Below are 16,049 nucleotides of genomic sequence, written 5' to 3' on the forward strand. Positions count from 1 at the left end.
AAATATGATAGTTAAGTCGAAATTTCTACAATTAAAATCCATTCCTTGTGATATAATGTTGTTATGAAAATAATTAGAAAAAATGAAAAGCAAATAATTTGGAGGAAACAATGGAAGAAACAGTGAGTTTAGATGAGATTTTTCAACTTTTAAAGAAAAAATTGGCGTTGATTATTAGTATGTTAATCTTAGGAACAATTATATCGACAGTCGTGACATTATTTGTTATTACCCCTAAGTATAGTGCTACCACCCAATTAGTGGTGCAAACTAAAGGATCCGACTCAAATATAAATACGGATAAGATTAATTCCAATTTACTACTTATCAACACCTATAAAGATTTGGTAAAAAGTAAAGTTGTTACAGAAAAAGCTAAGGATCAGCTAGTTAAAGATGGGATGACTGGTATTTCAGAAGATTTCTTATCACATGCTATTTCTGTTGAGCAAAATCAAAATTCACAGCTCTTTTCAATTAAAGCTGTGACGACTGATCCTATTAAATCTGCCACGATCGCCAATACTGTTTCAGAAATCTTTCAACAAGAAGCTGTTGTGATGACTGATACAGATAAAGTATCCATTGCATCAAAAGCCATCCCGAATAACCAGCCTATTTCACCAAATAAAAAAGTGAATATAGCAATTGGCGCTGTTCTAGGTTTAATCGTAGGGGTGATGTTAGCTTTATTATCAGAATTATTTAATCGTACAGTAAAAACAGAGGACTATTTATCAGAGAAACTAGGATTACCAGTCTTGGGGATTATCCCGTTGATGAGTGATCGTGAGATGAATGAAATCCGTAAATTACAAAGTAATGCCTTTGTAAATGAAGAAATGTTTTTTGAAGTAAATGATTTGTATAAAGAATCATTAAATACAGAAGTTGATGGATTAGATGCTGATCTATATAGGGCACGCTTTGAATCAAACGATGAAATATCTGATTAATGAGTGAAAAGGAGAACATAATGAGTCAAAAGAAAAGAACAAATCGAAAAAAATCAGGAAAAATGGAGTCACCTCAGCCTTCAACCTTATTTACATTAATTGAGCCAAACTCCTCTATTTCTGAGCAATTTAGAACCATTCGAACTAACATCCAATACTCACAATTAGGAAAACAAACAAAAAGTGTAGCTATTACATCTGCTGGACCTAGTGAAGGAAAGTCAACAACAGCAGCCAATTTAGCTGTTATGTTTGCTAAACTTGGATTAAAGACATTATTAGTTGATGCAGATATGAGACGACCAACAACTCATTTAACGTTTGAACTGGACAATGGTACGGGGCTTAGCAATTTATTAAGTTTAACACAATTATCTGTTAGTGAAGTGGTACAAGAGACAAATATTCCTTATCTTGACGTGATGACAAGTGGGATTAGAGTACCTAACCCATCTGAATTATTAGCTAGTCCTCGAATGAAAAAACTCATCAGTGTATTAGATGAGTTATATGATTTTGTTATTTTTGATATGCCACCTGCCTCAACTGTGACAGACGTTCAATTAGTATCTCCACACTTAGATGGTGTCGTGGTTGTAGTAAGAAAAGAAGTAACCGATAAAAAAGCACTAAATCGATCCATTTATCTACTGGATAAAGTTGATACAACCATTTTAGGGTGTGTTTATCTGGACAAAGTAGAAGTCAACTATGCAAACTACTATTATAGTTAAAAAGGAAGGAAAAGGATTATGGTTGTTGATTTACATTGTCACATATTACCAGGCATAGATGATGGGGCACAATCGATGGAAGATTCTTTATTCATGGCACGAGCTGCTGTGTCTGAAGGTATCTCTCATATCCTTTGTACACCACACTACAATAATGGTCATTATCTTAATAAAAAGGCTGATATCATCGAGCAGGTTGCCGCGTGTCAGAAAATACTTGATGAGCAAGGGATACCATTGACATTATTTGAAGGTCAGGAAGTGCGTATTTCACCTGATTTATCCCGTCGAATAGTGAAAGATGATATCTTATTTGCTGACTTAAATGATCAGTATTTGTTGATAGAGTTCCCGTTTTCAACTGTCCCAGATTATAGTGAATCAGTTTTATCTGATTTATGCCAGCAAGGTTATCGACCAATTATTGTGCACCCAGAGAGAAATAATATCTTTTTAGAACAACCTAAAAGATTGCAACCCTTTATTGATATGGGGTGTTTGTCACAAGTGACAAATGGTAGTTATATTGGTCAGTTTGGGAAAAAAATTCAACGCGTGACAAAACAAATGATTAAACAAAATTATGCTCATATGTTGTCATCAGATGCGCATAATGTATCAACACGTGGTTTTTATACAAAAGCGGCTTATGATTTACTAGAGAAAGAATTTGGTAAAGAAAAAAGAAACGCATTTGTACAAATAACAAAAGATATTGTTAATGGAGAACAGGTAGAGGTAGCACCCATTGTATCAGCAAAAAAACATTGGGGATTTTCTTAAAAAGGTTAAGGTGGTCGTTGTTGTGAGTCGAAAAGTCAAAATGTCTATACTGATTGGTGTGGACGTAAGTATCATTATTTTAGCTAATATAGTTGTTAGTTTTTATACCAATTTTTTATACCAAATAAATGATCCTATCCCACTAAGGGTTATAGGATTACATCTTGTCTTGTACTTATTATTTGGGTCGGTGTTTAAGGTGTTTAATCGACTAACCAGATACACAAGCATTAACGGTATTCTATCCATCTTTTTCGCTGTGAGTGCTTCAAGTATGTCGGAGTACATCATATTAAGTTTTGTTCCGTCGTCTTCTATCGAGCACTTACAAATATTATTAGCTTATTTTATTGTTCTACTAGCTATCACCAGTTCAAGGGTCGCTTGGCGATTAATCGTGGATTATTTAAACATGTATCATTATAAAGGTGTTAAAAAATGTGACAATGCCTTTATTATTGGTGCGGGAGATGGTGGCGAGCTACTGTACAATACTGTACGTTATAAATCCTCTCAGTTAGGATTAAACTTCAAAGGATTCATTGATGATGACGTCAATAAAAAAAATACTTACTTATCTGGATTAAAAGTGGTGGGTTCCATTGATGAGTTACCTATGCTTATAAAAGAATATGACGTAAAAGTTTTAACCGTCGCGATTCCTTCTATGACTGCGACACAATATGAGCATTTATTAGATGTGACACGAGATTTAGAGGTGACTATCAACGCCATTCCTTCTATTGAAGAGTTGGCCATGGGGGAAGTCTCTGTGACTAAGTTACGTGACATTGATGTGGTTGATTTATTAGGAAGAGATGAAGTCACATTAGACATGGATTCTATCAAGAATCAATTAGCCAATAAAACTGTCTTAGTAACAGGTGCTGGCGGATCGATTGGTTCAGAGATTTGTCGACAAGTCATGGCTTTTTCGCCAAAAAAAATCGTGTTATTAGGTCATGGTGAAAACTCTATTTATTTGATTGAAAAAGAATTAAGACAACATTATGCCGATAAAAACACAGAAATCGTTCCAGTGATTGCTGATGTGAGAGATGCTAAACGTATTTTTGAAGTCATGAGCACGCATAAACCTTTTATTGTGTATCATGCTGCCGCACATAAGCATGTGCCTTTAATGGAGTATAATCCAGTGGAAGCATTAAAAAATAATATTTATGGAACAAAACACGTAGCAGAAGCTGCTTTAGCCAATGATGTTACCAGTTTTGTTATGGTCTCAACAGATAAAGCAGTGAAACCACCTAATGTTATGGGGGCCACCAAACGTATCGCGGAGATGATCGTGACGGGATTAAATGGCAAAGGGACAACCAAATTTTCAGCCGTGCGATTTGGTAATGTGCTTGGAAGCAGAGGAAGCGTTGTGCCACTCTTTAAAGAACAAGTCGCAAAAGGGGGGCCTGTGACTGTCACAGATTTTCGTATGACACGCTACTTCATGACCATACCAGAAGCTAGTCGCTTGGTTATCCAATCAGGAACATTGGCAAAAGGTGGCGAAATCTTTATCTTAGACATGGGAGAGCCAGTGAAGATAGTTGATTTAGCTAAAAAAGTCATCAAACTAAGTGGCTATACAGAAAACGAGATACAAATTATCGAAAGTGGGATTAGACCTGGAGAAAAACTCTATGAAGAGTTACTAGTCGATAAAGAACGCTCGAAAGAACAAGTCCATGAAAAAATATTTGTAGGAAATGTCAATGGCTTTACCTATGATGAAGTCATGAAAAAATTGAAAGAGTTACCAGAGGATTACACAGCATTAGCAAAAGAGCTAGTATTATTTGCGAATCAATCAAGTGAGGAGTAGTAAAATGAAAGAGTATGAGAGAATTTATTTATCATCACCCCATATGAGTGATGAAGGCTATGAGCAAGAATATGTGAAAGAAGCTTTTGATACAAACTGGGTTGCCCCACTTGGGAAAAATGTTGATGGTTTTGAACAAGAATTAGCTGACTATGTAGGAATCGATCATGCAGCTGCCTTAAGTTCAGGAACATCTGCTATCCACCTAGCGTTAAAAGCTGTTGGCGTAACAGAGGGTGACATCGTTTTTTGCCAAAGTTTAACTTTTTCTGCAACTGCTAATCCGATTATTTATGTAGGAGCTACGCCTGTTTTTATAGATAGTGATAGAAAAACTTGGAACATGGATCCACAAGCACTAAAGAAAGCCTTTGAAAAATATACGCCTAAAGCAGTTTTAGTTGTTCATCTTTATGGTCAATCGGCAGATTTAGATGAAATAAAAGCATTATGTGATGAACACAATGTCGCGTTGATTGAAGATGCTGCAGAGAGTCTAGGTACTCTTTATAAGGGAAAACATACAGGAACTATAGGTGATTATGGTATTTTCTCTTTTAATGGGAATAAAATTATCACTACATCAGGTGGTGGTATGCTTGTTTCAAACAATGAAGAAAAAATAAAAAAAACACGTTTTTGGGCTACACAAAGTAGAGACCAAGCAAGACACTATCAACATTCAGAGATTGGTTATAACTATCGTATGAGTAATATAGTCGCAGGTATTGGTCGAGGGCAATTAAAAGTACTAGATGACAGAGTTGAAAAGAAAAGACAAATATTCTCATTATATAAAGAGCATTTAGGAGAGTTAGATGGTGTTATCTTTCCAAATGAAAATGAGTTTGAGTATTCAAATCATTGGTTAACACCAATGTTAGTTACAAAACATGTGACACCAATTGAGATTATGGAAGCTTTGGAAAAAGAACATATTGAGAGTAGACCAATATGGAAACCAATGCACCTACAACCAGTTTTTTCTTCATATGATTATGTTGGTGGCAATGTGTCAGAAGAATTGTTTAATCAAGGAATATGTCTACCGAGTGATACCAAAATGAGTGTAGAACAACAAATGAGAGTCATTAACATTATAAAAGAAGTATTTGGAGAGAAAGATTTATGATAAAGGAAACATTCTATGTTAAGTATATGAAACGATTTTTAGATATAATAATATGTTTAATAATATTTGTAATATTACTACCTGTTTTTTTTGCTATTTATTTTGTAATAAGATTAGAATCAAAAGGAAATGGTTTATTTAAACAAGAGAGAATTGGAAAGCATGGTAAAGTATTTGAAATATATAAATTTCGTACAATGGTACCTAACGCAGAAAAAATTGGTGATGGTCTTTTTATAAAATCTGATACAGATACAAGAATTACAAAAGTTGGTAACATTCTTAGGAAAACTAGTTTGGATGAATTGCCACAACTTATTAATATCATAAAAGGTGATATGTCGATAGTCGGTCCAAGACCACCGGTTACCTACTATCCTTATCAAGGATATGAAAATTATCCATTAGAAGCTAAGAGAAGATTTGATGTGAAACCTGGTTTAACAGGACTCGCACAAATAAAATATAGAAATTCCGCATCTTGGGAAGAAAAAATTATTGTTGATATAGAATATGTAAAAAATGTATCATTTAAATTAGATACGGAAATAATATTTAGTACAGTTTGGCATGTTCTTAAAAGTGAAGACATATATAGGAATTATTAAATATTTAAGAGGGGACTGAAATTTGATGGATATATATTTTAAAGAAAAATATGGTTCTCTATACGAAAGTGAATCTCAAAGTTCAATAGAAAACTATAAGTATCAAAATGCATATGGAACCATACAATACTTATTTTTGAAAAAAAAGATACCTATTATGTTATCTGATGAGCAAAGTTATTATGATATATCTACACCATATGGCTATGGTGGACCTATTATTATAGATACACAAAATAAACAGGCGTTAATAGATGGCTTTAATACCGAGTTTAATAAATATTGTTTGGATAATAATATTGTATCTGAATTTATTAGATTTCATCCGATAAAAGAAAACGCTTTGGATTTTATGAGGATATATAATCCAATAAAAGATAGAATGACTGTGGGAACCTGTTTAAAATATAAAGAAAATTTTTTTGCAAAAGAGTTTTCGAAATCTACAAGAAAAAGAATTAGAAGTATCTTGAATAACCCAGATATCAGATATACTTTGGAAGTTTCCCCTTGTAATTTAAATGATTTTATAACCATATATTATTCAACAATGGATAGGAATAATGCAGGAGATTTCTATTATTTCGATGATGATTATTTTAAAAAATTATTATCTAATTTTAAGAATGATATTTTATTATGTAAAGTTTATTACAAGGATAAAATAATAGGAAGTAGCTTGAATTTATTAAGTGATAACGTAATACATGTTCATTTATCTGGGACGGATACGAAGCATTTATTTTTATCACCTGCATATTTAATAAAATATGCCGTAGCCGAATGGGGAGTAGAAAATAATTATGAATTAGTTCATTATGGAGGTGGAAAAACTAATAAAGATGATGATAATTTATTGGCTTTTAAAAAGAAATTCTCCAAGAACACGTCATTTGATTTTTATATAGGAAAAAAAATAAGGAACAGAGTAATTTATGAAATGTTGGAGAAGGAAGTATCGAGTACCGATAGTAGTTTTTTTCCATCATATAGACAGAATTAGCTTAATTATAGTTGAGAGAGGTAATATTTTGAAAAAGGACATTTGGATTTTTAATCACTACGCAACAAGTATGTTCAAAAATAAGGGTGGACGCCATTATTCTTTAGCTCTTGAGTTAAAAAAAAGAGGATACAATCCAACTATTTTTTGTGCCAATACATTGCATAATTCTTTAGAAAAAGTTAATAATATAAAAAATGATAATTATTATATTGAAGAATTAAATGGAGTAAAATTTGTTTTTATAGATACAGTTCCTAGTTGTAAAAATAATATACAGAGAGTTAAAAATATGTTTAAATTCTATTATAACTTAAATAATCAGTATAAAAGAATTATGGATAGTGTCGGGGCTCCTGATATTATTTATGCATCTAGTGTACACCCCCTAACATTGGTATCAGGGATAAAAATTTCAAAGAAATTAAATATACCTTGTATCTCAGAAATTAGAGACCTTTGGCCAGAAGCTATTTTTGAGTTTACTAAAATCAAAGAAAAAGGTTTTATAGGAAGTTTATTGGTGAAAGGGGAACATTGGATTTATAAAAAATCAGACTCTTTGATATTTACCAAAGAAGGAGATACTGATTACTTAAAGGAAAAAGGATGGTTTGAAACTCAAGGAGGAAAAATAGATGCAGAAAAATGCTATTATATAAATAATGGTGTTGACATACATGATTTTGATAATAATAGTTCAAGAAATACAATAGAAGATGAAGATTTACATTCAGATAAGTTTAATATAGTATATTCAGGTGCTATTAGGCCTGTTAATGATGTGTCAAAACTAGTTAGAATAGCTAGATTGCTGAGAGAACATGATGATATTCAGATATTAATTTATGGTTCTGGAAATGACTTTGAAAGAATAGATAATATGATAAAGGAATTTAATCTGAATAATATTATACTAAAGGGCAGTGTTGAAAAGAAATATATTCCTTATATATTAAAAAATAGTAATCTAAATATTTTAAATTATTCTCAAGAAAAATTTAATTGGAGTAGGGGGAATAGTTCAAATAAGTTGTTTGAATATTTTGCTTCAGGAAAGCCAATTATCTCTACTGTAAAGATGGGATATTCTCCAATAAAAAAATATAATTGTGGTTATGAATTTTTTGGTGACAGCAATGAAAAAGAAATAACTAATAAAATTTTAGAAGTAAAAGAGATGTATGATAAAGATATATCAAGATATAATGAATTATGTAATAACTCAATAATGGCAAGTAAGGAATTCGACTATTATGTCCTGTGCGATAAACTGATTGATGTAATAGAGAATACTAATAGGAGTTAAAGATGACACAAAAAAAAAATAAGATAAATTCAATACTTTGGTGTTTAGTAATATATATACAGTATATTATGATGCCAGTTGAATCTGTTTTTGGGTTAGTGTTTGTAAAATATTTAGTTGTTTTAGGATCTGTTTTAATTAGTATAATTATTAATGGGATCAGAATAGATTTTTTAAAAATATTTTCATTTTTATCTGTTTTATTTTTATTAGATTTTATAATTTTTAAAAATGTGGAAACTTTTAATTTTTTTTATATAAGTATGTTTTCCTCTAGTTTAATAATGCTTTTTTTTACGATGAATTTGAAAGATATAAAGCTTTTTTTTGGAGTATATTATAAATATTCATTACTTACATTATTTAGTGTTTTGCTATATATTGTTATCTCAAAGGGGAATACGAGTAGTACAATTAGTTATATGGCTATTGGGAATGTTCTTAGTTTTATTAGTATACCATTAAGCTTTAGATTATACTTTATAGAAGACAAAAAATTTAAAAATCATTTGTTATTGATTTTTTTATTAATATTATCGGTTTTTTTTGCTAATAGAATGTCAATGATAACAATTTTTTTAATTTATCAAGTACCAAAGTTTTTCTTATATAAAAGTAAAAAAGAAAATATAAAAATGTATTTATTTACATTAATAGAAACTATTTTGCTACTTATTTGTATTTTAAATATAGATTTAATACTTAATTTTATTTTACAGTTCATTAATGGAAATACCTCATACGTATTAATAAAATTAGAAAGAATGATTAGTGATTCTGAAGGACTTATACAGGGTATAATAAATTCATCATCAGGTAGAGATATATTATATGATAAAGCTGTGGATTCTATTATATCTTCATATGGTTTTCCCCAGGGAATTTCAGGATTTAATGTCGTTGGTAGTTCAGGTATAGTTTTTTATTATCCACATAATGTTATTTTGGAGTTATTAATAAATTTTGGTGTGTTTGGAATTCCTATTATATTATACTTTTTGTTTAGACTTTATCAAAAATATGTTCAAAGTGATGAAAATCTAAAATTCTTTATATTATGTTTTTTTATTTTTTCTTTTAGTAGATCATTAGTTAGTTCATCTATATGGTTATCACCGTCTTTATGGACTTGTTTTGGAACTCTTTATATTAATAGTAATAAAAAGAATAGGAAAAAATTATGAAAAAAAAATTTATAAAAGATGTTATGTTAAATACAATTTCTAATTTCTTATTACTAGCAATAGTTCAGTTGGTAATATTTCCGTATTTTAACATGACTTATGGTTTCGAAAAATTTGGTGAAATCACTGCTATATATGGCTTAAATAGTATATTTTTAGTATATTTGGGAGATTCTTTAAATAATGTGAAAATAATTCATCAAAAAACGTCTGGAGATAATTTTAATATACTATCTCTTTTTGCTGTGTCAGTTTCACTAATACTATCTCTAATAGTCTTTAATATATATGGTATAGGATTACAAAAAGTAGATATTATTATTTTTTCAATTGCTACTTCTTTAGGTGTTTTTCGAGTGTATTTAGGTTCAAATCTTCGGATTAAGTTAAATTATATTAACATACTATTAACTAATATTTTTGTTTTTTTGGGCTATGTTATAGGATTATTTGTTTTTAAATTAACACATTATTGGAGTTTAATCTTCTTTATAGGTGAACTATCAGGGGTATTATTTTTAATAAAAAAAACAGACTTTTTTAAACAAAGCTTTAAATGGAATGCTGAAAGAAAAATTGTAATGAGAGACTATTTGAATTTAAGTACTTCTTATGGAATTAATGGAGTTTCTAATTATTTAGATAGAATACTTATTATACCTATACTTGGTGCTACATCTATGTCAGTATTTTATGCAGCTAGTGTTGTGTCTAAAATAATAATCATGCTTTTAGGCCAATTTAATACAGTATTTTTAGCTTATTTTATGAAAAGAAAAAAAGAAATTAATCGAAATAATATTCTAAAATTTCAATTTTTATTATCAATATTACTATTAACTTTATATTATCCAATACTATTTGTATCTAAAATATCTATTAAAATTTTATACGGCAATATGTATGATAAAACAATGGATATATTACCATTTATTACTTTAGGTATATTATTTTATAGTATGGCTAATTTTCTCAAGATATTTATTTTAAAATATTTTGATTTGAAAATTCAATTAAATATACAAATATTTTATACAGTACTATATGTAATTTTTGCATTTATTTTTAGTAGTAACTATGGTTTAAAAGGATTTTCAATATCATATTGTATTATGGGACTAATTTCAACGATAATGTATGTAATGGTTATTATATTTTTTAAAACTAAGGAGAATAATTAATGATTAACGTTATAGGTTTAGGATATATAGGATTACCCACTGCACTAATGCTAGCAGCTAGTGGTAATAATGTGGTGGGCACAGATGTAAATAAAGGTTTAGTTAAAACTTTAAATGAGGGAAAAACAACATTTGAAGAAGAGGGATTAGATGAATTATTTCAAGAGGCTCTTTCTAAAGGTATTAAATTTAGTAATGATTATCAAGTAACGGATAAATATATCATAACTGTGCCAACACCTTATGATAAGGATAACAAAAAAATTGATCCGGTATATGTTATAAAAGCAGTACAAACTGTTTTAGAAAATTGTTTAGAAAACACATTATTGATCATTGAATCAACTGTATCTCCAGGAACGATTGATAAATATATTAGACCTTTGATTGAAGAGTCTAAATTTACAATTGGAGAGACAATTCATTTAATACATGCTCCAGAAAGGATACTACCTGGTAATATGATTCATGAGTTAAGATATAATTCCAGAACAATTGGTGCAGATAATCTTGATAAAGGACAAATGGTAAAAGAAATTTACCAAACTTTCTGCGAAGCAGATATAGCTGTTACAGATATCAAAACAGCTGAAATGAGTAAAGTAATAGAAAATACATTTAGAGATATTAATATAGCGTTTGCTAATGAACTAGCAAAAATTTGTGATTTTGATGATATGGATGTTTATGAAATTATAAAAGTAGCTAATATGCATCCACGTGTCAATATATTAAATCCTGGACCTGGAGTAGGTGGACACTGTATCTCAGTTGACCCATGGTTCTTGGTAGGTGACTATCCAGAATTGACTAATATTATTACAACAGCTAGACATATAAATGATTCTATGCCAGATTATGTACTAAAAAAAGTAGCTCAAATTATGAAAGAAAAGAATATCTCTGATTTTTCAAAAGTAGGAGTATATGGATTAACATATAAACCGAATGTTGATGATACGAGAGAAAGTCCAACTTTACAAATGTTTGAATCAATGGAACGTCATTTATCTAAACCGTTAAAATCATATGATCCAATGGTAAAAAATAAAATTGTTGAAAATCAAGTGATGGACTTTAATGAATTTATGGATGGCCTCGAACTAGTTATCATAATGGTAGGTCATAAACACATTATTGAAAATAGCGATAGGTTAGATTCTGTAGTAGTATATGACACTCAAAATATTATTCCAGAAGCTATTACATTATAGAGGAGAATATAATTGAAAAAAGTTAAGGTTATGTCAGTTTTTGGTACAAGACCAGAAGCAATCAAGATGGCTCCTCTTGTTTTAGAGATAGAAAAACATGAGGATTTAGAATCAGTTGTTGTGGTTACAGCACAGCACAGAGAAATGTTGGACCAAGTTCTAGAGATATTTAAAATAAAACCTGATTACGATTTAAATATCATGCAAGCAAATCAAACACTATCAGATATTACCAGTCGTGCATTAGTGAAATTAGATGCAGTAATCAAAGAAGAAAAACCAGATATTGTATTAGTTCATGGTGATACAACAACAGCTTATGCGGCAAGTCTAGCTGGATTTTATAATCAAGTGAAAGTAGGACATGTGGAAGCAGGTCTTAGAACATGGAATATTTCGTCACCATTTCCAGAAGAAGCAAATAGACAGATGATTGATGTATTAAGTGATTTATATTTTGCACCAACTCAAAATAGTGCAAATAACTTAATTAATGAAGGAAAAGATTCAGCTAAAATTTCAATTACTGGTAACACAGTGATTGATGCATTAAGTGAAACAGTTGAAGATAATTACAACCATGATGCATTAAAAAATATAGGTGAAGATGACAAATTAATTTTAATGACAATGCATCGTCGCGAAAATCTAGGTCAACCTATGAGAGAGGTCTTTACAGCAGCAAGAGAAGTTGTAGATAAATATGAAGACATTCATTTGGTTTATCCAGTACACCTTAACCCTAAGGTAAAAGAATTAGCCAATGACGTTTTAGGAAACCATGAACGTATTCATTTGATTGAGCCACTAGATGTATTTGATTTTCATAATTTCTCATATAGAAGTTACTTTATTATGAGTGATTCCGGTGGTGTTCAAGAAGAAGCACCATCATTTAATGTTCCAGTTCTTGTATTGAGAGATACAACCGAACGTCCAGAAGGTGTAGAAGCAGGAACATTAAAACTAATCGGAACAGATTATGACATTGTAAAAGAAAATATGATTGAATTATTATCTAATGAAGAAACTTACAAAAAAATGTCAAATGCAAAAAATCCTTATGGTGATGGCTTGGCAAGTAAACGTATTGTGAATGAAATTAAAAAATATTTTGGATTAAAAGTTGAAGAGTTGCCTTTATTTAAATAAACAAAATCCCCCCACAAGAAGTCTATCCGATTTCTCGTGGAGGGGTATTTTTTTATCCTAATCTATCTTTCTAACATAATCCTTGTGAAGTGTAACAAATACCTTGCGATGATTATAGAGTATACAAGCATGCGTTGTTGTTTTGGTGTGGCAAATTTGCTCAATATCAAAGACAGTACTTTTGGAAAAGTGCATGCCAGATGCTTTTTTAAAGGATTCATCTGCTTGAATGACGAGTGTTCTTAATGCTTCAAATCGTGTTCCTGTTGTGTGATAAGCGTCCTTTTGTTGGGTGATGGTCTTTTTGGGTGTAGCATATTGTTGCCAAGCAAGTTTATCTCCGTAAAAATAGCTTGTATCAACAGGTGTACTGGTATATTGCCACATGGCATAGCTTGGCCATTGTTTAACAACAGGTGTGTGTTGAGAGTATTTGGCAACCCATAAGCCATAATCATCAGCTACGACATCCAACCAATCATCAGAGTTTGCATCACTTTCATTCATATAGATGAGAGGTTTCACGCCTGTTTGTTTATAGACGTAATCTAAAAATTCTTTGGCTTTTTGTGCGCCTTGTTTACCATATTCTTCATAATCAAGAACAAGGATCGCTTCACCTAGATAGCCTTTGATATGTGTTAAGAAAAAGTCTGCTTGTTTGATGACATCATTTTGATCTAGAAAATGATACACACCATAAGGTTTATTTAGTTTTTTGGCTTGTTGGACAAAAGTGTCACATGTATCATCAATAAAATAAGTGCCTTCTGTTGCTTTGAAGATAAAGGCATCGGCTTTTAGTGTATCGAGTGACATACCACGTTGATGGTTTGATAAATCAATGACTTTTAACATATAAAAACTCCTTTCTGGTATAAGAAAAGACGACGTTTGTGGTAAACGTCGTCTAACAGGTTAGAACAACTCTGTAATAATTGTTTCACTATAGTGTGCTGATTTTGGTGTCACGTATAATTTTTTACCATTTGATTCAAACAAATCAAGTGTGGCGATGATAGTCATGGCTTCTTTTACTTCATCTTTTGTTAAATCTTGTTTGGCTACTTTGGGTACTAAGGTAGTTTTTTTATTGTCTTCATTTAAAAAGTTTAAGTTTAATTTTTTCATGGGTGTTTCCTCCTAGTCAGTTTGAGTGAGTGATTAAATGTCATAGTGGTGTGTATCAACGATTGCTAGTTTTTCTAATGGTTCATCAGTTGGTGCAAGGTTATTGAAGACATCACTTAAATCTAAAATGCTCTCATCAGAAGCGTCTTCGATTAAATTGGCAAGAGTTTGTTTACGTGGTTTATTGTCTCCTACTGCTTTAAATGATAAGATGGCTTTTTTACTGTCAAATAGTTTTTCCATGATAGTCACGTCCTTTTTGTTTTTTTGTAAGTCGCGCGCCTTACACTTATATAAACGTTTCCCAACTCAAAAGTGTCACACCTTTTTTTCAATTTTTTGATATTTTTTTCTTACACCATCTCGCCAACGATAAACCGTTTGTCTGGCGACGTGGTGTTTTTTAGCGATTTGACTAATGGTTAATTGCTCAAAAAAGCGATCGTTTAAAAAATGGGTTTCGTCTTTAGATAAAAGAGCCAGTAGCTCATGATATAAATCAGACGCGACCAGACAGCAGGTCATATCCTCTTCTTGAGGGATTGACTCAAGAAAGGACTCTTCGATGACATCTTTATCAAAGCGTCGCTGTTCTTTTCTGATAGCATCTAATGTTGCCCAATAAATTTTTTGGTACACAAATGGGCGAAATGGTGGGTGATTTTCCACATCCGTCTGATAGTGTCTATGTGCTATAAGTAATTCAATTCTTGCTCGTTGTAAGTAATCATCAAATTCTGGATGTGTCGGTGTGATGTGACATTTCTTTAATGCGCCTAAGATCAATGAATGATAGGTAGTAAATAGTTGTTCTTCCATTGTTATTATCCTCTCAAAAGTTAATCATTTGGCTAGCCACTGTGAGTATAGGGAAAATGCGTCAATAACGAAAAAACCAATTTTTGAATTTTTTGCGTAAAATCATTTAAAAATGTATGAAAACGGTTTAAAAATAAATAGGATATGTTAAAATAATAAACGATAAAAGAACAAAATATAGGAGAGAAGCGAATGAAAACTGAAGGCAGAAAACGATTAATATATGAAGCATTAGCGCATGGAGATTCAATCACACTAAACGATTTATATAACAAATTTTTACCTTGTAGTGTCAAAATGGGGCAAACTCATTTGTCAGAAGATATTTATTTTATTCATGATATTTCTGATTTGGGATTGGCATATAAGACCCTTCTTTTTTCATCGACGTCACTTCCTATTTTGACAACCTCAAATACTCAAATGTTGATGAGTGAGTATAACGAAAGAAATCAACGTATTTTCCAAAAAGTCATACATACAGTAGCGTTATACGATGACTTTAGTCAAAAACGATACAAACAACCTATGATTGATAAATGTTGTCTGTTTGTGCCGTTAAACGGATCAGTTAGGAAGGATACTAGCTTTTTTAACATTATGTACATTGAAACGTGTCATCAAATTAGTAAAGGTGTAACGATGATTAATTTTTCTAATTATTTAAGCATCGAGATAGATTATGAGTGTAAATCATTGCTCTCACGTATTCATGAGGCGATGAGACATTATATGTTATATTTTTATCCTGAGATGTCCCAAATGTTAGATGAAGTGGTTGAAGAAAGAGGTCGATTTATCGAGTATCATTTTGATAATGTGACGCGTCTGTTGCCCCCCATTGATAGTAAACGATTGGATAGATGTCGTCATACGGTTGATTATTTTTTGACTGTCCAACAACGCCATCAAACGTTGACGATTCACGAATTTATAGAAGAATACGATAGTTATTGGGATAAAATATAATAAAAATATGATATAGTAAAAAGATGCAAGGGGG

17 protein-coding genes are annotated in these 16,049 nt (G+C 31.0%); 13 read left to right on the plus strand and 4 right to left on the minus strand.

What is annotated here, in order from left to right; all coding sequences use genetic code 11:
- The first annotated feature begins 110 nt into the window (after window positions 1–110).
- From MN581_RS05005 to wecB, 12 genes are read left to right on the plus strand one after another with little or no spacing between them, the layout of a single operon-like run.
- Window positions 111–956, plus strand: a complete 846-nt coding sequence (locus MN581_RS05005) for a Wzz/FepE/Etk N-terminal domain-containing protein (protein ID WP_241699297.1) — start codon at window positions 111–113, stop codon at window positions 954–956.
- 20 nt (window positions 957–976) lie between these two features.
- A complete protein-coding gene (locus tag MN581_RS05010) occupies window positions 977–1,690 on the plus strand; it encodes a CpsD/CapB family tyrosine-protein kinase (protein WP_241699298.1) in 714 nt (237 codons plus the stop codon).
- Between the two features lie 18 nt (window positions 1,691–1,708).
- Window positions 1,709–2,473, plus strand: a complete 765-nt coding sequence (locus tag MN581_RS05015; protein WP_241699299.1) for a CpsB/CapC family capsule biosynthesis tyrosine phosphatase — start codon at window positions 1,709–1,711, stop codon at window positions 2,471–2,473.
- A gap of 40 nt (window positions 2,474–2,513) precedes the next feature.
- Window positions 2,514–4,313: a nucleoside-diphosphate sugar epimerase/dehydratase gene (locus MN581_RS05020; RefSeq protein WP_241699393.1), complete on the plus strand. Its 1,800-nt coding sequence runs from the start codon at window positions 2,514–2,516 to the stop codon at window positions 4,311–4,313.
- 4 nt (window positions 4,314–4,317) lie between these two features.
- Window positions 4,318–5,445, plus strand: coding sequence for an aminotransferase class I/II-fold pyridoxal phosphate-dependent enzyme (locus tag MN581_RS05025; protein WP_241699300.1), 1,128 nt, complete (start codon window positions 4,318–4,320; stop codon window positions 5,443–5,445).
- Window positions 5,442–6,053, plus strand: coding sequence for a sugar transferase (locus tag MN581_RS05030; RefSeq protein ID WP_241699301.1), 612 nt, complete (start codon window positions 5,442–5,444; stop codon window positions 6,051–6,053). The genes MN581_RS05025 and MN581_RS05030 overlap by 4 nt, the downstream gene beginning before the upstream one ends.
- A 25-nt stretch (window positions 6,054–6,078) precedes the next feature.
- Window positions 6,079–7,056, plus strand: a complete 978-nt coding sequence (locus MN581_RS05035; protein WP_241699394.1) for a GNAT family N-acetyltransferase — start codon at window positions 6,079–6,081, stop codon at window positions 7,054–7,056.
- 28 nt (window positions 7,057–7,084) lie between these two features.
- Window positions 7,085–8,365 carry a glycosyltransferase family 4 protein gene (locus tag MN581_RS05040; protein ID WP_241699302.1) on the plus strand — a complete coding sequence of 427 codons (1,281 nt, stop codon included), beginning with the start codon at window positions 7,085–7,087 and terminating at the stop codon, window positions 8,363–8,365.
- A 2-nt stretch (window positions 8,366–8,367) separates the two neighbouring features.
- Window positions 8,368–9,549 (plus strand): hypothetical protein, encoded by a 1,182-nt coding sequence (locus tag MN581_RS05045; protein WP_241699303.1) that lies wholly within the window; start codon window positions 8,368–8,370, stop codon window positions 9,547–9,549.
- Window positions 9,546–10,730, plus strand: a complete 1,185-nt coding sequence (locus MN581_RS05050; RefSeq protein ID WP_241699304.1) for a hypothetical protein — start codon at window positions 9,546–9,548, stop codon at window positions 10,728–10,730. The genes MN581_RS05045 and MN581_RS05050 overlap by 4 nt, the downstream gene beginning before the upstream one ends.
- Window positions 10,730–11,944 (plus strand): nucleotide sugar dehydrogenase, encoded by a 1,215-nt coding sequence (locus MN581_RS05055; RefSeq protein ID WP_241699305.1) that lies wholly within the window; start codon window positions 10,730–10,732, stop codon window positions 11,942–11,944. The genes MN581_RS05050 and MN581_RS05055 overlap by 1 nt, the downstream gene beginning before the upstream one ends.
- Window positions 11,945–11,956: 12 nt before the next feature.
- Window positions 11,957–13,096 carry a UDP-N-acetylglucosamine 2-epimerase (non-hydrolyzing) gene (gene wecB / locus MN581_RS05060; RefSeq protein WP_241699306.1) on the plus strand — a complete coding sequence of 380 codons (1,140 nt, stop codon included), beginning with the start codon at window positions 11,957–11,959 and terminating at the stop codon, window positions 13,094–13,096.
- Window positions 13,097–13,153: 57 nt separating this feature from the next.
- Here the strand turns inward: wecB and MN581_RS05065 are convergent, their stop codons facing one another.
- From MN581_RS05065 to MN581_RS05080, 4 genes are all read right to left on the minus strand, one after another.
- Window positions 13,154–13,954 (minus strand): GH25 family lysozyme, encoded by an 801-nt coding sequence (locus tag MN581_RS05065; protein ID WP_241699307.1) that lies wholly within the window; start codon window positions 13,952–13,954, stop codon window positions 13,154–13,156.
- A 60-nt stretch (window positions 13,955–14,014) separates the two neighbouring features.
- Entirely contained in the window at window positions 14,015–14,227 is a 213-nt protein-coding gene (locus MN581_RS05070; RefSeq protein ID WP_241699308.1) for a DUF2922 domain-containing protein, read from the minus strand.
- Between the two features lie 33 nt (window positions 14,228–14,260).
- The gene (locus MN581_RS05075) at window positions 14,261–14,470 is read right to left on the minus strand and encodes a hypothetical protein (protein WP_117972591.1); all 210 of its coding nucleotides are present in this window, start codon (window positions 14,468–14,470) and stop codon (window positions 14,261–14,263) included.
- Window positions 14,471–14,545: 75 nt separating this feature from the next.
- Window positions 14,546–15,046 (minus strand): sigma-70 family RNA polymerase sigma factor, encoded by a 501-nt coding sequence (locus MN581_RS05080; RefSeq protein WP_241699309.1) that lies wholly within the window; start codon window positions 15,044–15,046, stop codon window positions 14,546–14,548.
- A gap of 192 nt (window positions 15,047–15,238) precedes the next feature.
- On the opposite strand from MN581_RS05080, the gene MN581_RS05085 reads away from it, so the two are divergent.
- A complete protein-coding gene (locus MN581_RS05085) occupies window positions 15,239–16,015 on the plus strand; it encodes a competence protein ComK (protein ID WP_241699310.1) in 777 nt (258 codons plus the stop codon).
- The last annotated feature ends 34 nt before the right edge of the window (window positions 16,016–16,049 follow it).

This window comes from Vagococcus sp. CY53-2 (genome assembly GCF_022604695.1).
Lineage (GTDB): Bacteria > Bacillota > Bacilli > Lactobacillales > Vagococcaceae > Vagococcus.